The 20273-nt window shown below is 55.9% G+C and carries 11 protein-coding genes; 6 read left to right on the forward strand and 5 right to left on the reverse strand.

Annotation, left to right across the window (positions count from 1 at the left end):
• Positions 1–613 precede the first annotated feature (613 nt).
• Together CVU60_04805 and CVU60_04810 are read left to right on the forward strand one after the other, a co-directional pair.
• On the forward strand, positions 614–3703 hold the full coding sequence (locus CVU60_04805) for a hypothetical protein (protein PKN42684.1): 3090 nt from the start codon (positions 614–616) through the stop codon (positions 3701–3703).
• A 111-nt stretch (positions 3704–3814) separates the two neighbouring features.
• Complete coding sequence (locus tag CVU60_04810) at positions 3815–4960, forward strand: ABC transporter substrate-binding protein (protein ID PKN42685.1); 1146 nt, start codon at positions 3815–3817, stop codon at positions 4958–4960.
• Positions 4961–4999: 39 nt separating this feature from the next.
• Here the strand turns inward: CVU60_04810 and CVU60_04815 are convergent, their stop codons facing one another.
• Positions 5000–8044 (reverse strand): hypothetical protein, encoded by a 3045-nt coding sequence (locus CVU60_04815; protein ID PKN42686.1) that lies wholly within the window; start codon positions 8042–8044, stop codon positions 5000–5002.
• The gene (locus CVU60_04820; protein ID PKN42687.1) at positions 8037–9710 is read right to left on the reverse strand and encodes an ABC transporter substrate-binding protein; all 1674 of its coding nucleotides are present in this window, start codon (positions 9708–9710) and stop codon (positions 8037–8039) included. The genes CVU60_04815 and CVU60_04820 overlap by 8 nt, the downstream gene beginning before the upstream one ends.
• A gap of 605 nt (positions 9711–10315) precedes the next feature.
• On the opposite strand from CVU60_04820, the gene CVU60_04825 reads away from it, so the two are divergent.
• On the forward strand, positions 10316–11938 hold the full coding sequence (locus CVU60_04825) for an ABC transporter substrate-binding protein (protein ID PKN42688.1): 1623 nt from the start codon (positions 10316–10318) through the stop codon (positions 11936–11938).
• Between the two features lie 393 nt (positions 11939–12331).
• The gene (locus tag CVU60_04830) at positions 12332–12997 is read left to right on the forward strand and encodes a DNA-binding response regulator (protein PKN42689.1); all 666 of its coding nucleotides are present in this window, start codon (positions 12332–12334) and stop codon (positions 12995–12997) included.
• Positions 12998–13299: 302 nt separating this feature from the next.
• Here the strand turns inward: CVU60_04830 and CVU60_04835 are convergent, their stop codons facing one another.
• The 3 genes from CVU60_04835 to CVU60_04845 form a co-directional block, all read right to left on the reverse strand.
• Complete coding sequence (locus tag CVU60_04835) at positions 13300–14136, reverse strand: hypothetical protein (GenBank protein PKN42690.1); 837 nt, start codon at positions 14134–14136, stop codon at positions 13300–13302.
• The gene (locus CVU60_04840; GenBank protein PKN42691.1) at positions 14126–14437 is read right to left on the reverse strand and encodes a hypothetical protein; all 312 of its coding nucleotides are present in this window, start codon (positions 14435–14437) and stop codon (positions 14126–14128) included. The genes CVU60_04835 and CVU60_04840 overlap by 11 nt, the downstream gene beginning before the upstream one ends.
• Before the next feature lie 251 nt (positions 14438–14688).
• Positions 14689–14976, reverse strand: coding sequence for a hypothetical protein (locus CVU60_04845; protein PKN42692.1), 288 nt, complete (start codon positions 14974–14976; stop codon positions 14689–14691).
• Positions 14977–15450: 474 nt separating this feature from the next.
• On the opposite strand from CVU60_04845, the gene CVU60_04850 reads away from it, so the two are divergent.
• The gene (locus CVU60_04850) at positions 15451–18075 is read left to right on the forward strand and encodes a chemotaxis protein CheB (protein PKN42693.1); all 2625 of its coding nucleotides are present in this window, start codon (positions 15451–15453) and stop codon (positions 18073–18075) included.
• Positions 18072–19799, forward strand: coding sequence for a Fis family transcriptional regulator (locus CVU60_04855; GenBank protein ID PKN42694.1), 1728 nt, complete (start codon positions 18072–18074; stop codon positions 19797–19799). The genes CVU60_04850 and CVU60_04855 overlap by 4 nt, the downstream gene beginning before the upstream one ends.
• The last annotated feature ends 474 nt before the right edge of the window (positions 19800–20273 follow it).

The raw sequence follows: 20273 nt of genomic DNA on the forward strand, positions 1-20273 counted from the left end.
GAGGGAACAAACTGCAGAGCTTGGCGGTTTTGGGCCATTCCTGGAAAGATTCGGGGCATGCCCAAAATACGAAACGCCAGGACCAAGACGCATTCCGGTGCGCCAAGGAAGCAAGCTGTCCGATTTGAGCAAGCTGCAAATCCGGCTTGTCTGATCTTGCACTGTTTTTTTTTGGGGGCCCTGCCACTCGATAGACCCGTCGCACGGTTCCGGAACATGATCCTGGCTTGAGTGATTGATATTCAGCCTGAAACATACCCCGGTCGGGTCAGACAGGACGTCACTGATAGAAGTCGTCATCCCCTTGGAGAATGGATTTGATGCTCTTGCCCGGCATGGCCTGCCTACTCAAGTGGGCAGACATTTGCGGGAATGGCACCCTGTTTTTTTGGCGACTTTTTGCAATGGCGTCAGATAGGTAAATTAGCAGAAATCGAACTTGTATAAATTAACATTTGAATGTATATTTTCAAAATATATATACATATTTTCTTATTCGAAACACGATAAACAAACTACGAACATAGCCAGCGCTGTGTACGTATATGTTCTTGACTCAGATCCCACTACGCCTCCGCACACGGCGCAATACACTCCCCCTTGTTGAAGGGCGATGGCGCCAACGCCCAGATCCAAGGTTTCACCGCCTCGGGCCTGCACGGGAGAAGCGAAAACGCGCATGAAGAAAGAGCCCGCCAGAAACAGCCTGCAGTGGTTCCTGCTCAGCCACCTGCTGCTGCGTTTCTTCCTGCCACTGGTTATGTTCATGCTTGCCCTGCTGGTCGCCCTGAGTCTTTTGGGGCTCCAGGTAATCGCCAACCAGCAGAAAGAACTGGTCCATTCCCAGGCCCGGGTCGTCGACAGATTTCTCGACCAGGCCACGCGCATCATCGACGCCGTGGGGCGCATGGCCGAGGTGTCCGGCCTCGACCAGTCCAGGCTGGCCATGGAGAGCGCCAAGGAAGCCTACCACCACTTCGACACGCTTGTTCTGGTCGGGACAGACAACCGGGTGCGACTGACGATTCCGCATCTCGAAAACTTCCAGGATCTCGACATGTCCCGGATGCCCTATGCACAGAATCTTCCCGCGGACTTGAGCGTGACCGTCTCAAGTCCGTTCATCTCCACGGACACGGGGGCGGTGGCCGTGATCCTGACCCGCCCGTTGCGGAGGGGCGGCTTTGTCTTCGGCGAACTGAGCCTGGTCACCCTGCATGGCGAAGTCTACGAAAGCCTCGTCGGCAGCGAGACCCTCATCGTGGACAGGTTCGGAAAGTTCGTCGTCCATTCAAACCCGGACATGATCCAGCAACAAAGCTACTTCGGCAGGGACAGCCTGGACCTGGCCCAGAGTGGGGACTACAGTATCCAAAAGACAGCGGACAGCACCTTCGTGCTGAGCAACACCGCTCCCGTCGCCAAGGCGGACTGGACCGTGGTCAACCGGATTCACCTCCTTGCCCTGCTGCGCCCCCTGGCCCTGCTCCTGATCCTGTTCATCGTCGTGACCGTGGCGATATGGGCCGCTGTGGCCGTTCGCGTCCGCAGGGAACTCCAGCACGAGGTCATCCGCCCCATCGGCAACCTTTCGGCCTGGGCCCGGAACCTCATGGAGGGCAGGTTCGAAAAATCCGCGGATGACAGCGGCGAACGCAGTTCCTTCCTGGAACTCCAGGATCTCAACTCCTCCTTCGAGCGCATGAACACGGCCCTGCACCAGCGGCAGGAGCAGTTGTTCAAGAGTGAGCAGCGCTACCGCAGCATCTTCGAGAACACGCCCGACGGCCTGTTCAGGCTCGCGCCGGACGGAACACTGCTCATGGCCAACCCAGCCCTGGCCAGGCTTCTGGGCTACGATTCCGCCGCCGAGATGATCGCAGCCGGGGTCTGTCTGCACGACCTCGTTTGCAGCGAACCCGACAGGGCGTGTTTCGATGGGCAGGCCCTGCGCCCGGACCGGGTGCAGTTGATCGAGACCACGGCCCGCCACAAGGACGGCAACCTTGTCCCCGTAGGCGTCAAGGCATATCCGATCATCGGCGAAGCCGACGAAGGAGTGGTCATCGAAGGGATTCTCGAGAACCTCACCGAAAGAAAACGCATGCGCGAACTGCAGGTCGCCAAGGAAGCCGCAGAAGCCGCCACCCGGGCCAAGAGCGACTTTCTGGCCAACATGAGCCACGAGATCCGCACCCCCATGACCGCCATCCTCGGGTTCTCGGAACTGGCCCACAAGCTGGCCCCGTCCGGACGGCTCAGCGACTATCTGGACAAGATCCAGGCCGCCGCCGACCATCTCCTCGGAATCATCAACAACATCCTCGACATCGCCAAGATCGAGGCCGGAAAGCTCGAACTCGAATCCCGGCGGTTCGAACTCGGCGAAATCCTGTCCGACATCTCCCATATCCTCACTCCCAAGGCTTTCGAAAACGGCGACGAGATCATCTTTTCCGTTCAGCCGGGGCTGCCCAGGGCTTTTCTTGGCGATCCCCTGCGGCTCAAGCAGATCCTCATCAACACCATAGGCAATGCCATCAAGTTCACGGAAAACGGGGAGATCGTGGTCAACATCGCCGACAGTGGCGAGATGAGGGGCGGCGACGTCATGACACTGGTCATCAGCGTTCAGGATACGGGCATCGGCATCGCCGAAGAGGCCAGGCGGCGCATCTTCGAAGCCTTTGGTCAAGCCGACGCCTCGACCACGCGCAGGTACGGCGGCACGGGTCTTGGTCTGTCCATCAGCCAGGCCCTCGTCTCCCTCATGGACGGCGAGATGGATGTTCGCAGCGCCGAGGGAAAGGGGACCGAATTCATCTTCACCATCCGCCTGAAGGCGTTCCCCCGGGAGGCCGAAGTCGAGCCCTGGAACTTTGACGACTTCGCGAACCGCCCTGCCCTGGTCGCGACCAAGAGCGTCACGACCGGCGAAACCCTGGCCCGGGTGCTGGAATCCTTCGGCATCGAGGCGGAATGCGTCCTGACGGCAGGCGACGTCCTGGCCCGCTTCGAAGAATACGCCGGCGGAGGCCGCCTCCTCTTCGTTGACTGGCTTCTGCCGGACATGACCGGGGCGGAGCTCGTGCGCAGGCTGCGTGAACGTGGAATTCCGGAGGAGACCTTCATCATCCTCTTGGCTTCCCCCGTGCGATTCAATGCCCTGGACGAGACCCAGAATCTGCCCATCGACGCGGTACTCGAAAAGCCTTTCACGCCGTCGCTGATCTTCGATACTCTCATGGGCTTGACCGGGGCTCCCAAGTCGGCTCCTCGCAACAGGCGGGAAAGAGCCGGAGAAGCGGACAGGGCAGACGTGGCGGGACTCAAGGTGCTCATGGCCGAGGACAACGTCTTCAACCAGGAGGTGGTCAGGACCATCCTGGGCGATGCAGGCGTCATCGTGGATATCGCGTCCAACGGCAGGGAGGCCCTGGAAACAGTCACCTCCCGGCCCGGTACCTACGACGCAGTGCTCATGGACGTGCAGATGCCCGAAATGGATGGCTACGAGGCCACGCAGGCCATACGCGCCGTGCCCGGTCTGGCGGACCTGCCGATCATCGCCATGACCGCCAACGCCATGAAGGGCGATCTGGAAAAATGTCTCGAAGCGGGCATGAACGCGCATCTCTCCAAACCAGTCAACACCCAGGAGGTGCTCCGGACCCTGGCCCGCTGGACCGGCCGCGCACAGTAGCTGAAGGCAGCCAGTGGCCTTGGCGGAAGCGAAAGCTGCCATATCCTGAAAAAACCCTTTGCCAGCCAGCATGTGCGGCCCGACCGGCAGCAACACGAAAGGAGAACGCGAATGTCACGAAAATCGCAGCTCACACTGGTCAGCCTGGCCATACTTTTCTCAGCCCTGGTTCTGGTGTGGCGCTTCTTCACGGGCGGACAAGATAACGGTCCCGTCACCGTCGGCGTTGCGGTCACGCTGACGGGCAACAACGCGGAACTGGGAATTCAGGCGCGCAACGGGATCGGCTTGGCCCTGGAGGATTTCAACGCCAAGGGAGGCATTGACGGCCGCCCCGTGGAGCTTGCCGTCACGGACGACGAGGGAACGCCCGAAGGCGCGGCCGCGGCCTGCTCCTCTCTGGCCGAACAAGGCGTCGCGGCCGTCATCGGGCACTCCACCAGCTCCCAGACCATGGCCGGACTGAAGGTGACCGACCCGCTCGGCATCGTCATGATCAGCCCCACGGCCTCCACGGATGCCCTGTCGGGAAAGGACGACTTCTTCTTCCGCGTGGTCGACGTCTCGGTGACCCGGGCCGCGGTGCTCGGCAGGCACATCCTCACCGACAGGGGCTGCGCCACCATGGCCATCGTTTACGACACGGTGAACAAGGCCTTCACCAGTTCCTTCGCCGAGGCCCTGCGCTCGGACTTCGAGACCGCCGGTGGCCGCGTCGTGGAGATCATCCACTTTGACTCTTCAGCCTCTCCGGATCTTCCGGCCATCATCTCGAAACTGACCGACGCCGCGCCAGAGGCCATCTGCATCGTCGCCAGCGACATCAATACCGCCCTGGTCAGCCAGCGGATTCGCCTGGCCGGGATCACCGCTCCGCTGTTCACATCGAGCCTGGCCTTCACCCCCCACCTGATCAGCCACGGCGGAAACGCCGTGGAGGGCATCTCCACTGTGCAGAGCCTGTGGGTCAGCGACGACAATCCGGAGTTTAGACCCTTTATACAGCGCTATCGCGAAAGCTACGGCGAAGCGGCCGCCTTCGGGGCGGTCTTCGGCTATGAAGCGGCCATGATCCTCTTCGAAGCCCTGACCGAGACCCGAGGCACCGGTGGCGAAGCCCTGAAAAAGGCCCTGCTGGGCATGGCGGCAAGGCGCGTCCTGACCGAGTCCATCTCTTTTGACGCCTTCGGCGACGTGTCGCGGCCCTACTCGCTGCTGACGGTCAAGGATGGTAAATTCGTTCAGGGAGGCATGTAGGCAAGGAAGCGACCGATACAAAGGCAGACCCGCAAGGCATCACGAACAAAGGAACCTGCCGAGAACATCCTCCAGCCGGCGCCGTTCCAGGGGTTTGGAAAGATACTCGTCCATGCCCTTTGCGAGGCACCTGTCCCGATCCCCGGTTGTGGCGTGAGCCGTCATGGCCACGATGGGCAAATGCCGCATCCCGAGCTGCTCGCGGATGATGGCCGTGGCCTCGAAGCCGTCCATGATGGGCATCTGCACATCCATGAAGACCAGATCGAAGGAGTGGCCGTCGGCCAAAAGATCCACGGCAACCTTTCCATTGTCGGCCACGGTCACGTCGAGACCGTAGGCTCCAAGTACTTCCAGGGCGACCATCTGGTTGAACTCGTTGTCCTCGACGAGCAGAATCCGCTTTCCGTCAAGCCCGCCGCTCTCCGCATTGACATAGTCATGAGCCGTCCTGCCTCCATCCTCCCCGAAGAGTTCGAGCACCCGCCGCAGGAGGTGCCTGCGACGAAGAGGCTTGTTCATGAACTCGACCAGGCCTTGCCCCCCGAAGGGCCGCTCCTCGACCTGGGCTCCATAAGGCAGCAGAACGATGACCCGTGCCGCATCCCCTTTGGCCGCCAGATATGACCCCAGGAATTCCATGACGCCCACCTCCCCCAGCGGACAATCGATGACGGCCAGGTCATGATTGAAATGGTCCGATAGGCCCGTCAGGCCATGCAGGGATTCGCACGGGCTGATGCGGGTGATCTCGCAGCCGAATCCGGACAGAAGCTGCGGGACCACCTGGGTGAGCTTTTCACTTGCGGAAACGAGCATGACCCTGACGCCCGCCAGGCTTTCGGAGCCTTCGGCGGCCGCAACCGGAGGCTCCGGCACAGCGGCACGAATGGTGAAACAAAACTTGCTCCCCACACGATACTCGGGATCGATCCAGATCTCGCCTCCCAACATTTCAACGATCTTCCTGCAGATGGTAAGCCCGAGCCCGGTCCCGCCGTAGCGCCGGGTCGTCGAACTGTCGGCCTGTTGAAACGCATCGAAAAGTCGGTCCCGCTTTTCCATGGGGATGCCGATGCCTGAGTCGGCGACCTCGAACAGCAGCTCGCAGCCCTCGTTGCTCAGCCCTTTGACGCGGACCGCGATGACGATCTCGCCCTGCTCCGTGAACTTGAACGCGTTGGAGCACAGATTGATAATGACCTGACGCAAGCGGAACTGGTCGGTGAAAAGTATGCGCGGCACGCCCTCGTCGATGTCCGCGATAAATTCGATGTCTTTCCTTGATGTCTGCGCCATGAAAAGGCTCAATATTTCGTCGATCATCTCCTCCAGGTCGAAGACCTCTTCCTCGATGCGCATCTGCCCGGATTCGATCTTCGAAAAGTCGAGGACCTCGTTGACCAGGTGCAGAAGATTCCTGCTCGCGGTGTCGATGACCCGGACGTACTCCCCCTGCTTCTCGGCCAGATCGGTCTTCTGCAGCACTCCGCTCATGCCGATGATGGCGTTCAGGGGAGTGCGTATCTCATGACTCATATTGGCCAGAAACAGACTTTTGAACTCGCTGGCCTTCTCCGCAGCATCACGCGCTGTCTCGGCCCTCTCCTTTTCCTTGCGCGCCGAGATGTCCGCGATACTGCCCTCGAAGACCGGAGAGCCAGAATCGGAATCACTGGTCAGATGCATGGAGACCAGGGCCGGAAAGCGGGTCCCGTCCCTGCGGACCATTTCGATCTCGTGAATCTTTATCTTTCCCCGTGAAGCCACCATGCCGAAGAAGCTGTCGGCCGCCGCGGCATCCGGGAACAGCTGCTCCTTCACGTTCACAACTGTCTTCATGAACCCGCGCACATCCTCGTAACCGAACATTCGCGCCGCCGAGATGTTGCAGTCCGCAATCCTGAAATCAATGCCGACCTGCATGATCCCTTCCACGGAATTAATGAATATGTTTCTGTATTTCCTCTCGGTCCGCGCAAGAGTCTCCTGCTTTTTTCTCAGCTCGGAGATCATATTGTTGAAGGAATCCGCCAGATCTCCGATCTCGTCGTTCTGATCGATGACAACATCCCGGAAAGTATTTTCCAGAGTCATTCTTTTTATGGATTCACTCAGATAATAAATGGGATTTGTCAGATACTTCGTCACCAGAAAAATGATAACAATGGCACCGCTCAAAGACACTGCAAGTTCGATACACAATTTCCTGTATGCGTTGTCTATCTCGTGATCAATAACACTTCTGTCTATCGACGCGGAAATATATCCAAGAATATTCCCATTAAAGTTCACAACGGGACGATATGCCGACTGATAAACCCTACCATCAACTCTATCTGTCTTCATGAGCATCTTTTCTGCCCCGATCCTGGACTTTTCGAAAATCGGAAATCTGTCACTCATCAAATCCGTCGATGCTGTCGAACGCATAGCGTTCATATGATCGACATACAGAAAAATATCGTGCTTTATGCTTGATTTGATCTTGTACAAAAGTTGCGAGTCGAAGGGGTACGTCACAATGACGGCACCAAGACAAGACAGATCGTGAGGGGCAATGATGGGTGTCGAGGCGCGGATGGAGATGCCGGCAGGGGAAGCGAAGAAGTCGGCGATCTTGGCCAGACGTAGCGTCTGCTGGAGGATTTCGGAGTTCTCGTCGACAAAAAAGGAAGGCGTCCCTGGTTCGCCGTCAAAACTGCGCCCGAGCAACTTCCTGTTCGCGTCAAAGATTTCGACGATGGCGTTATCCCAGATATCCTGCTTGTAATAGAGAAAATTCTGTACCTCGCCCGGGCGCAGGACAAGGCCATCCCCGACAAGCTCCGCTGCAAGATCTGCTTTCTGAACGGCATTTTTCATGTAGTATATCAACATATTCGACACGTCTTTCGATGCATCGACCAACTTCCCCTGCAAAATGGAGCTCTGACTTATCTTTATAGTGTAATAATTATAATAACTTATCAATATAATCGGAAAAGCTATGATAATCGCAAATACGATAGCAAATTTTGTCCGTATGGAAAGTCTTATTTTTTTGCGAAATGAATTGATCATATTTATTTCGCTATCAATCATCTGTAATATTTACTTTGTGATAGTAATAAGATCCATTTATATTATATATAAGTCCACAGATATGTGATGAATGGGCGATATGCTGCTCGGCATGGGCCAGAGGCACCCACGGCGCTTGGTCATGGATGACTTCCTGGGCTCTTTCATAGATCCTGGAACGTTCCTTGACGTCACAGGTCTCCTGGGCCCTGAGCAGCAGTTCATGGACTTCGCCGTTGTTGAAGAAAGCGCGATTCATGGCCGTGGGCTTGGAGATGTTGTCCGCGTCCAGGAGCGTATAGAGGAAGTTGTCCGGGTCACCGTTGTCGCCCACCCACCCGAGCAGACACATGTCATGCTCACCATCGTCGACACGTTCCAGAAATTCGCGCCATGGATAGGAGATGATAGTAGCCTTGATCCCCAGAGCGGCCAGATTCTGCTGGATGATGCGGGCCACTTCGAGGGGTGCGGGCATGTATGGGCGCGGCGTGGTCATGACATGGATATTCGTGTCGAACCCGTTCGCCCATCCCGCCTGCGCAAGCAACTCTCTGGCCAACCCGGGATCATAGCCGTAGTCCGCAATATTCCCGTTATGCCCCCATATGGACGGAGGGACCGGCGTTGCGGCGGGAGCGGCAGAGCTTTGATACACGAAACGGATGAGCCTGGCCTTGTTGATGGCGTGGTTCACGGCCCGCCTTACCAGCACGTTGTCGAAGGGTGGCCGCTGGGTGTTCATGGCCAGGTAGGCCACGTTCATGCCCGGTCGCCGGACCATGACAGCACCCGGCATTTGCCGGATTTTAGGGATATCCGAAGGTTTGAGGTTGTCGATGACGTGGACCGCGCCCCGCTGAAACTCCTCAAAGCGCAGGGTCGTGCTTTTGATGACCCTGAAGTGCAACCGGGAAACCCGGGGGCCGCCGCCCCAATACCCGTCGTTGCGATCCAGGACGTACTCCGTCCCCTCGGCAGCGACGGTCGGGCCTGACAGAAGAAAAGGCCCCGTGCCGACCGGATTCCACTCGAAGAGGGGACCATGGAGTCTCACGGCGGCAGGGCTGACGATGGGCGCGGCCATGGGCATGGCCAGATTGGCCAAAAAGGGGGCATAGGGCTTTTTCAGACGTATGACCAACGTATGGGCATCAATCGCATGCATGTCCTCGATATGCTCCAGGGCGAAGCGGGCATATTTCGCCTTGTGGTTGAAATATGCATGCGTCCTGTCTATCTGCCTGGAAAAGGAAAAGATCACGGCCTCGGCATCGAAGACCGTCCCGTCATGAAACACCACACCCTTGCGCAGATGAAATGTCCACACCTTCCCATCGTCTGAAGTCTTCCAGTCTGTCGCCAGACAAGGCTCAATCTCAGAAGTCTGATTCGCGTACCTGACAAGCCCCTCGCATATGGCATTTGTAATCTTTGCGGATTCGTAGTCTGTAATCACTGCAGGATCCAGGGAGATCGGCGCGGCATTCAGTGTCATGACAAAGGAGTCTTCCCGTGCGTCAGAACATTTTGGGGAAAACAGGAACAAGGCGACGAGCAGCATCACTGATTTTCCAAGCAACTGTATCATAAGATTCCCAATATGATTGAGCATAGGCCCCCCGCAATCATACAGCGTGACACGGGGAGAAGCGTTCCCTCCAAGGCCAAAATCGCTGGACAGCATGACAGGTGCATAAAATTCATGAACGTTTAATGTAGCGCGATACGAACCGGATCAGATCGAAACGGTCGGCATAGCTTCAAGGCCGCCTTCAAAACGGACTCCGTCGCCCGCCATTTGCGCCGCAGGCACCCGTATGCCCGTACGTTAGAAGGATCCCGCTGCGAGAATAGAGAGTTAACCCTTGGCATTTATTCAAGAAAAAAGCACCCACTCCCCTCCCACCACAAATTTAAAAGCTATTCCCACAAGTCTCAGACCTTATCCAGGGTAATGCAGACTGGGTATGAGTAGTGTTTGTTAATTTTCAAATTCATGATTACGCATCTATGAGTATTCAATCAGAACAAGTATGTACTCATTTTTAATTATAGCTACACCAAGAAAAACGAGCACATACCGCACCACCCTACTCCAGCAAACCAAATCTGCAAATCAGTAGACAAAAACAACATAACTACTACTCATTTACACGAGTAAGCATATTCGTATTTTTGATGAATAATTATCGAGATAAATAGTTACTAATGCCTATATATTACGCATTATATTTTCAGCATATATTATAAATATCCAGCAGTACAACGGCACTCCCGACATCGGCAGGCATGCGTACATGTTTTACCCATCTCAACCCCTGTTTCAATTTCAGATGGAGCGGAAAAATGGGCGTCTTCATTTCCTTTTCAATGACAATCCTGTTCACATTTCTGATGATCTGCAGCGGCTTCTGCCAGGATCGCGCGCAAACCATCGTCTGGGGCAGAGGCGGCGATTCCATCTCCCTGGATCCGGCCCTGGCCCAGGACGGCGAGTCCCTGAAGGTCACGATGCACATCTTCGAGACGCTGGTCCGCTTCAGGATAGGCACCTTTGAAATCGAGCCTTGGCTGGCCCAGGCATGGACGACGTCGGAAAACGGCACGGCCTGGACCTTCACCCTGCGTGACGGCCTGAAATTCTCCGACGGCTCGCCCTGTGACGCAGCAGCCGTGGTCTTCTCCTTCATGCGCCAGATCGACAGAAACCACCCTTACTACACCGAAGGAATCTGGGCCCAGTCAACCTTCGCCGGCGTCAAGACAGTTGAGGCCCTGGATCGGCTGACGGTGCGCATCACCCTGGAAAAGCCCTACGCCCCCTTTCTGTCGAACCTGGCCATGATCGCCGCCGCCCCCATCGTCTGTCCCAACGCCGTCAAGCGCTACGGCAGTGAATTCGGAAAAAATCCCGTCGGAAGCGGTCCTCTGGCTTTCGTTGAATGGGTCCCCGGCGAGAGGATCGCGCTGCAACGCAATCCGCACTACTGGGGCCCCGCCCCGGAGTTCGACACCCTCATCTTTCGTTCCATCATCAACAACCGCAATCGCCTGAGCGCCCTCAAGGCCGGGGTGCTGCACGGCATGGACGGCGTGGATTATGAAATCCAGCGTCAGATCATGCGTGACGAGTCCCTGCGGTTGACCACGGGCCTGCCCATGAACGTGGGCTACCTGGCCATGAACACCCAGCGGCCACCCTTCGATAACGTACTGGTAAGGCGGGCCGTGAACCACGCCATCAACAAGCAAAGCCTCGTCAAGCTCTTCTACCAGGACATAGCGGTCATCGCCAAAGGCCCCCTGCCGCCGGGCATGCTCGGCTACGACCCCGATCAACCGGAGTATGGGTTTGATCCGCAGCAGGCCAGGGAACTCATGAGACAGGCAGGGTACGCAGAAGGCGTGACGGCCCGCCTGTGGACACCGCCGGTGCCCCGTCCAGCCATCCCCGAACCCATGAAGATCGCCATGTCCATCCAGTCGTCCCTGGCCGCCATCGGCATCCGTCTCGAGATCGTGTCGCCGGCCACCTGGCGGGAATATCTCGACCAGGTCAACAACGGCGAACATGACGCCTGCCTTCTGAGCTGGATGGGAGACAACGGGGATCCGGACAACTTCCTCTACACCCTCCTGGACATGGACAACGCGGTGAAACCCAAGGCCCTGAACAGGGCGTTTTTCAAGGACCAGGAGGTTCATGCCCTCCTTATCCAGGCTCAACAGGAACTGGATCCCAAAAACCGGGACGCCCTGTACAAGAAGGCTCTCCTGCGCATCCACGATCAGGCTCCATGGGTTCCCCTGGCTCACGCGCAAACGCTGATGGCCATGCGCAGCAACCTTTTCGGCTGCGAAATGACGGCCTTCAACCTCCCATATCTCGCCAACGCTTCACGGAGTCGGTAGTGCCGGACACGGGACGGTCTCACCACACACCCCGTTGTTGCGCCGCATATACCCCGTCTCGCGAATATGCGCCGTAGCGTATACCGCCAGTTTCTCGGCAGACTCTTCGACTTTTAAGCATCGGTCGCCCTCCCCTGAGGCAGTCGGGAACAAAGCCCCCATCGGTTTTTTTTGAGGGGGAGGCGATCGTGGTGCAGAAAAAAACAGATGGAAGACCAACGCTGCTCGCAGTCGTCATTCATGACGTCTGTCAATGCAAACTGCCCCCCTGCTACGGAGGCTCCGCCTTACGGCGGGATACAGACAGCAAATGGGACATGTAATTTATGAGAGGAATAGCTTGAGTTATCGCGTTGCGCATGGCAACAATGAAAGTAATCGGGGAGGCCTGTCATGAAAAAAAGGATTCTGCTGATTGAGGACGATGACCTGCTTCGCATGGGCCTAAGGTCCATAATTCAGACCCGCAAGGAATACAGCGTCGAAGCCGACACGGCCAGCGGCAAGGAAGCGCTCCGCCTCTTTGAACTTCACCGCCCTGATCTGGCGATCCTTGACCTGGTCCTGCCCGACATATCAGGTATAGAGGTACTGGAGCGCATGAAGCAGATTTTGCCGGAAACGCCCGTGGTAGTGCTCACATCCCATGACGAGAACGAACTCCTCTTCAATGCTCTGGAGACGGGTGCCAATTGTTACGTCCTGAAAGGCGCCGGCCCCGAAGAACTCTTCCTTGGCATCCACTATGCCCTGATGGACGAAATGTTCATAAGCCCGATGCTGGCCAAGACCATCGTGGAGGCCTATCGGTTCGTCAACCGCCAACGAAAATCCCTGCCGCCTTTGGACGATCTTACACCCAGAGAAAAGGAAGTCGTGCGCCTCATCATTGATGGCAAAAAAAGCAAGGAAATTGCGGACACCCTTTTCATAAGTGTAAAAACCGTCAACAAGCACCGCTCGAACATTCTGGAAAAGCTGGGAATGAGCAACCTGGCTGAATTGCGCCTCAGAAAAATATACGTCCTGGACAACATTCTCGGCGGAAACGAATGCTGAAGCATTTCATTCACACACGAAATTCAGAATCAATGCCTCTGAAGTGCACGACATGCAATATCGAGCAATTTTGAACAATACCTATCTGAACTTTCATTCAGGATTCTTTTTTGCCCTTCAATAGTGAACTCCAAATGTGCCAAAACGTCTCCACCACGGGCCCGACACCATAGCTGTTGCATAAAAGATTCGAAGCCTAAAGAGAATCGCACCCGGTGGTGGACCTCATGATGCGCTGCGGACTCTACCAGAAGATGCCACGTTGCGACCGCCTGGCATTGATCAAATCCCTGGTCGGGACGCTAGCAACTGCCCGGCATGCGCTGGAATGAACGGGTGGTCATGTTTGGAGAAAATATCTCGTAGCTGTTACGCCCCCTCCTTTTGGCCTGATACATCGCCAAATCCGCGTTATGCATCAGCACGTCGGCGTCAGCACCGTCATCCGGGCACATGGTGATGCCGATGCTCAAGGTGACACGCAGTTCTTGCCCGGAAATGAGATGGGGCTTCCCGACACTTTGAATCAGCTTCTCGGCGAAGTGGATGACGCTTTGCGAATCCCCTATATCCGGGAGCAGGATCACGAATTCGTCGCCGCCGTAACGACTGACAGTATCCGAGTTGCGCACGCTCGCCTGCAGGCGCCTGGCGACGGATTGCAGCAACTGGTCGCCAATGGCATGCCCCAGGGAATCGTTGATGCGCTTGAAGTGGTCGATATCCAGAAACATCAGCGCCAGCTTGCTGCCGTGGCGATTCGCGAGCAGAATCGACTGTACCAGACGATCGGCCAATAGTGACCGGTTCGGCAAGTTCGTGAGCAGGTCATGCTCGGCCATGTGGGACAAATGGACCATGACCCTCTCGACCGCCTCGGCCACAACCTGGGCGTTAACCGATGCGACGACGAGGTTTTCGTTTGCTTCCCGCAACGAGGTTTCCATTTCCGTACTGAATTCACCCTTGATTTTTTTGGCATTCTTGCGAGGCCGCAGCGCCTTCTTGACCATCCTTGAGACTTCTTCCCGCCTGTCGGAAAACGCCTCGCCATGACTGTCTGATTTTGCTTCTGGCGACCTCTTTTCGGCAGCCTTCCGTTTTCTTCCGGCGTATCTGGTGTCAATCTTACAGATCATGACGTTTCTCCCGCTCCGCCACCGCAGTTGCGACACCACAGACCGGAGCAAGCAGGCGCGTGGTCAAGGAGTTTCCAATCAAGGTGGCGAGCAATTCAATGAAAGTTATAAGCAGGGAACTGCTTGCCTGCGCTGCCGCGACCGGGTCGCGCCCAGCCATGCGCATGCTGATTCGCAACGGAAGAGATTCGTGATCCACCGGCTCATCCGAAATAGCCAGCCAAGGGAAGGCGGCGCTCGTCAGATGCAGGGACCTGTTGAGAATGGCATCGACCCCATTGCCGCCGATCACAGGAGTCAACTGGGCGGAGATCAGCAGCCATATCTCGGAGGTCGCCTTGGCAATGGCGATTGCGTCCGCAGAGTCTCCGCCGCGTTGCCTCAGAGTACGTCGTATCGCTTCGCGACAATGTTCGCGATCTGTGATTGGTATGAAAATGACTCCTGAAAGATTATCCCGGCTTTTCCGTATTGAAATGCACGGCTCATCAGAACGACGTAATAATTTATCGTATTTCGGTTGCCTCAAATTAGAACTGCTGCAAAGCTTCATCACGCATGACCACGCAGGATTAAAATTGCCAAAAAGATCAGGATTGAAATTACAATAGCCCAAAGCAGAGTCCAGACAATTCTTCCAGATTTCTTGTCACACACAGAGATCCGCCATTTCTGGTCTTGTTGCAAAAAATTGAATTTGAGCGAATGCAAATTTTCAATATCTTTGTCTTTAGATCTTAAAATATTATTAAAAATAACATGTCGCTTGCTAACTTTTTGCAATAACATCAGTTCACCATGTTCGAATATTTGTTGATGTTTTATCAAGAGATCGAACACGCAAACGCCAGAGAGAGTTCCTGCTCAACAACAAACTTATTAAGCAACGATCGCGCCAACATGATACGAGAAATATAATCTTACAAAAGCCTGATTGCATTAACTAAATTAAAATTCAAAAGCGACAGAGGAGCAGCAAAATCAGAACAAATCCGTTGCATACACCAAAACCGGGATATATGACGGGCAAATACCTGAAAAAATACTTACGCTCTTGCGGATTATTATCCGAAAAAATATTTTCAACCCCCGTTATTGCAGTTAGAATTCTTTTTACTTATATGATGAACGCAAACAATATATGCATCACTTTTAGGATGCTCAAAAAGTTTCTACAAATTGCCGATTGATGTCTTACATTATGCGAAGACATTATTTCAATACAAATTGATCTTCAATTTCAGATCAAAGTGGAATTCTCACATTGCAAAATTTTAATGACACAGTGCCAGAAACTATGTCATTAAAAATTACATGATCAAGAAATCAAAATCCAAGAATAACGATTCTCCTGCCTTGAACCCTGAATCCACGCCGCCGACTTTCTTCATTGTCGGCGTTGGAGCTTCCGCAGGAGGACTTGAGGCACTGGAGCACTTTTTGCGGCATGTGCCAGAGAAAAGCGGACTGGTTTTTGTCATCGTCCAGCACCTCGACCCCACTCACAAGGGGCTCCTGCCGGAACTGCTCCAGCGCGTCACCACGATGACGGTACATCAGGTCAAGGACAGGATGCCGGTCGAAGCGGACTGCGTGTACGTGATCCCGCCCAACCATGACATGTCCATCCTGCATGGCGTACTGCATCTGTTCAACCCGGCCGCCCCGCGCGGTCTGCGCCTGCCCATTGATTTCTTCTTCCGGTCACTGGCCGAGGACCAGCGGGAGCGCAGCATCGGCGTCATCCTCTCCGGAATGGGCTCCGACGGTACGTTGGGACTGCGAGCCATCAAGGAAAAGGCGGGACTGGCCCTGGTTCAGGACCCCGTCTCGGCCAAGTTCGACAGCATGCCCAGAAACGCCATCAACGCAGGACTGGCCGATCTGGTGGCCCCGGTGGAAGAATTGCCCGCAAAGCTCCTCGACCTCATTCGACATTCCCGGATTGTCGGTTCAGGCATCACCCCGCTTAAGGACAAGACGCAAAGCGGCCTTGAAAAAATCATCCTCCTGCTGCGCACCAAGACCGGCCATGATTTTTCCCTTTACAAAAAGAACACCCTATATCGCCGCATCGAACGGCGCATGAGCATTCACCAGATCGACAGGATCATGACCTATGTCCGTTTTCTTCAGGAAAACTCCCAGGAAGCGGACCTCCTCTTCCGGGAACTCCTGATCGGGGTGACCAGCTTTTTCCGCGATCCTGCGGCCTGGGAGAATCTGCAGGCAACTGCCCTCCCGCCGCTTTTGAAATCGTGTCCGGAGAACGGCACCCTGCGGGCATGGTCAATTGGCTGCTCCACGGGGGAAGAAGCCTATTCACTGGCCATTGCCTTCAAAGAGACAGTTGCCGAACTGGCGCCGGAGTCGGGCCTCAAGCTGCGCATCTTTGCCACCGACCTGGACAAGGACGCCATCGACAAGGCCCGTCAAGGCCTCTATCCGCAGGGAATCGCCGCAGATATTTCACCCGAACGACTGGACCGCTACTTCGTACAGGACGGGAACGGCTTCCGGATCGGCAAGGAGATCCGGGAAATGATCACCTTCGCCACGCAGAATGTCATCATGGACTCGCCGTTCACCAAGCTCGACATCATCATTTGCCGCAACCTGCTGATCTATCTCACGCCCGAACTTCAGCAACGGATTCTCTCGCTCTTCCATTACAGTCTGGCCCCGGATGGAATCCTCTTTCTGGGTAGTTCGGAGGCGATAGGCGGGAGCACCGACCTCTTCATCTCCATAGACAGCAAATCAAGGCTGTTCCGGCGTCGCGGAGAAACCCTTACCCCCTCGACGATCGCATTTCCGTCGTCGTTCATTCCGGCACTGCCGGGTGTCAGGCAGGAGACCACAATGCTCAAACCGACGGTCAACATCCAGTCCCTGGCGGACCAAGTGCTGTTGCAGCGCTTTTCACCGCCCGCCGTGCTGGTCAACAACAAGGGGGATATCCTCTACATCAGCGGCAGGACGGGAAAATACCTTGAACCGGCGGCAGGCAAGGTCAACTGGAACATCCACGCCATGGCTCGCGAGGGATTGCGTTTTGACCTGGGAAGCGCCTTTATGCAGGCCCTTCGGCAAAAGGAGGCCGTCGTCATCAAGGGGCTCAAGGTCACGGAAGGCGACGCGGTTCAGTCTGTGGACCTCACCGTGCAGGAAATCCAGGATCCCGAGCCGCTGCGAGGCATGGTCATGATCATCTTCACCGATGTGCCGACACCTCCGAAACAAAAGGCGATCCGCCGTTCAAAGGCCGGAGCTGCAGGCAGCGCCAGAGCCCTGGAACTGGAGCAGGAGCTGCAACGTTGCCGCGAGGAACTGCGGACAACCAGAGAAGAGATGCAGGCCTCGCAGGAAGAGCTCAAATCCTTCAACGAAGAGATGCAGTCCACCAACGAAGAGCTTCAGTCCGCCAACGAGGAATTGACCACCTCTCGCGAGGAGATGCAATCACTCAACGAGGAACTGCAGACGGTGAACGCCGAGCAGCAATCCAAGATGGACGAGCTCGCGCGGGTCAATGACGACATGCGCAACCTGCTCAACAGCACGGAGATCGTCACGATTTTCCTCGACAACGACCTGCACGTTCGACGCTTCACTCCCGGCGCAAACAAGATTTTCAAGCTCATCCCCGGTGATGTGGGACGGCCCCTTTCCGACCTCGCCAGCGACCTTGTCTACCCGGAAATGTCCGACCAGGCCCACGAAGTACTCAGGACGCTGGTGTTTTCGGAAAAACAGGTTTCCACAACCGACGGCCGCTGGTATGCGGTACGCATCATGCCTTACAGGACCATGAATGATGTCATCGCAGGCCTGGTCATGACCTTTACGAACATCACTGCGACCAAGGAACTCGAAGGAGTACTGCGCGAGGAAAATGACCAGCTGAGGCTTCGACTTGGCAAAGGAGGATCATCATGAACACAACCAAAAACAAAAAAAAAGCCGATCCGGCGCAGGCACGGCAGGCGGTTGAACCGGCACGCGCCGAGAACACCGGCACTCGTCCCCTTCTGCCAGAAACCGAGATGAAGCGGCTGGTGCAGGAACTTGAGGTTCATCAGCTCGAACTGGAGATGCAAAATGAAGAGCTGCGCCAGGCTCAGGACGCGCTCGAGAAATCAAACAATGCCTTTGCCGAGCTTTATGACTTCGCCCCTGCGGGCTATTTTTCCTTTGACCGTCAGGGCCTGGTACGCAGCGTCAACCTTCCGGGCGCGAACTTGCTTGGCATCGAACGGCAGCGCCTGCTGGGCAAACCCATGAGCCTGTGGATCGCCGACCCGGATGGCCGGGAGCTGTTTTCAAAACACTGCGCGGATGTCTTGCGCAGAGAGGGAGACGATATCTGCGAAATCTGGCTGCAGCGATCGGACGGAATAATGTTTCTTGCCCGCCTGCGAAGCATTGCCAAGGATCCGGTGGAAGGAACACACGGTGACATCCGGTCCATGATCGTTGACGTGACCGAACAGATCCAACTCAGGACAGCGCTGCAAAATGCTCATAACCAGCTTGAACAGAAGGTCGAGGAGCGAACACGTGAATTACTCCTGGCCAATGAGCGTCTTGTGCAGGAAATAGCGGTGCGCAAGGACACGGAAGAATCCCTGCGCCTGGCGTTCATGGAAATCAAGGAACTCAAGGACCGCCTCCTGGCCGAGAACATCTATCTGCAGCACGAGGTTGCCCGGAAGTTCAACTTTGGCGAGATCATCGGCCAGAGCGGCGCCATCTCGCAAGTCTTCGACAAGATCGAACAGATCGCTCCCCAGAATACGACCGTGCTCCTCCAAGGCGAGACGGGATGCGGCAAGGGAATCGTGGCGAGGGCCATCCATGCCCGGAGTCTGCGCAAGGATCGGCCGATGGTCACCATCAACTGCACGGCGTTGCCGGCAAACCTCATTGAAAGCGAACTCTTCGGGCGTGAAAAGGGTGCCTTCACCGGAGCAAGCGCCAGGCAGATGGGACGCTTCGAACTGGCCGACGGAGGCACTATCTTTCTTGATGAAATCGGCGAGATGCCGATGGATCTGCAATGCAAGCTCCTGCGGGTGATCCAGGACGGCGAATTCGAGCGTTTGGGAAGTCCGCGCACCATCAAGGTCGATGTGCGGATCATCGCGGCCAGCAACCGCAATCTGGAAGAGGAAATCAAGAATGGCAGTTTCAGGGAGGATCTCTACTACCGGCTCAACGTCTTCCCCATCACAATCCCGCCGCTCAGGGCTCGCAAGAAAGACATCCGCCTGCTCGTCGATTTTTTCGTCGCCAAATTCAACAAAAAGATCGGCAGGAAGATCGAAACCATTCCAAAGGAAGCCCTCGAAGCGTTGGAAAATTACGACTGGCCCGGCAACGTGCGGGAACTGGAGAGCGTGATCGAAAGGGCGACCATTATCAGTCCGGGTCCTTCATTGCGGATTCTGGATCATTTCAATGCGCCACTCAAGCCAAGCGAGCCTGCCGGTTCTGACGTAAAGGCCCTGGCGGAACTCGAGCACGACCACATCCTCCAGGTGCTCCGGAAAACGAACTGGCGCGTTGAAGGAAAAAATGGCGCGGCGGCCATCCTCGACATCAACCCAAGCACGCTTCGTGCGCGCATGCGAAAGCTCGGAATTCAGCGCAACAACACGTAACACGGCCAGCACCCGTTTCACCCAGGCCAGTCCTGGCCCTGGCATCGGCCATGGCCCCCTGCGACCGAATTCAATACCCCCACAGCTTCCTCGTCATCTCCAACCTGAACATCATGCACCCCTCCTTACGACAGCACCAGCAAGACCCAAAGGGAGGCATGATGATTTCAGGCGTTCCGTCCTGCGCGGACAGGCTGTCATATACGGCGCCTGCGCCAAATGTGACCGATTCCCGTTGACGGATTTCCAATGCCCGCGCCCATCCCGATCTCCAATATCTTTGCAATCAGGTAGTTGCGTCCAGACAAACGCCCTGTGTCGCAGGCACGAAAGTTGCGATTCAAAATACGCCGCAGTCCACACACACATGGATGCGTGGAATTCCGGGCTGTTCAACATTAACAGGCAATCCTGCTTCCATTCAATCATTCCATCCGGAACCAAACACTCCATGAACGCCTGATCATATCGAAA

It is taken from the genome of Deltaproteobacteria bacterium HGW-Deltaproteobacteria-18, assembly GCA_002841885.1.
In the GTDB taxonomy this organism is placed as follows: domain Bacteria; phylum Desulfobacterota; class Desulfovibrionia; order Desulfovibrionales; family Desulfomicrobiaceae; genus Desulfomicrobium.

What these genes read in the sequence shown, in the direction of transcription:
- CVU60_04805 (PKN42684.1), top strand. Translation starts at nt 614, where the DNA reads ATGGCGCCAACGCCCAGATCCAAGGTTTCACCGCCTCGGGCCTGCACG.
- CVU60_04810 (PKN42685.1), top strand. Translation starts at nt 3,815, where the DNA reads ATGTCACGAAAATCGCAGCTCACACTGGTCAGCCTGGCCATACTTTTC.
- CVU60_04815 (PKN42686.1), bottom strand. Translation starts at nt 8,044, where the DNA reads ATGATTGATAGCGAAATAAATATGATCAATTCATTTCGCAAAAAAATA.
- CVU60_04820 (PKN42687.1), bottom strand. Translation starts at nt 9,710, where the DNA reads ATGCTGTCCAGCGATTTTGGCCTTGGAGGGAACGCTTCTCCCCGTGTC.
- CVU60_04825 (PKN42688.1), top strand. Translation starts at nt 10,316, where the DNA reads ATGCGTACATGTTTTACCCATCTCAACCCCTGTTTCAATTTCAGATGG.
- CVU60_04830 (PKN42689.1), top strand. Translation starts at nt 12,332, where the DNA reads ATGAAAAAAAGGATTCTGCTGATTGAGGACGATGACCTGCTTCGCATG.
- CVU60_04835 (PKN42690.1), bottom strand. Translation starts at nt 14,136, where the DNA reads ATGATCTGTAAGATTGACACCAGATACGCCGGAAGAAAACGGAAGGCT.
- CVU60_04850 (PKN42693.1), top strand. Translation starts at nt 15,451, where the DNA reads ATGATCAAGAAATCAAAATCCAAGAATAACGATTCTCCTGCCTTGAAC.
- CVU60_04855 (PKN42694.1), top strand. Translation starts at nt 18,072, where the DNA reads ATGAACACAACCAAAAACAAAAAAAAAGCCGATCCGGCGCAGGCACGG.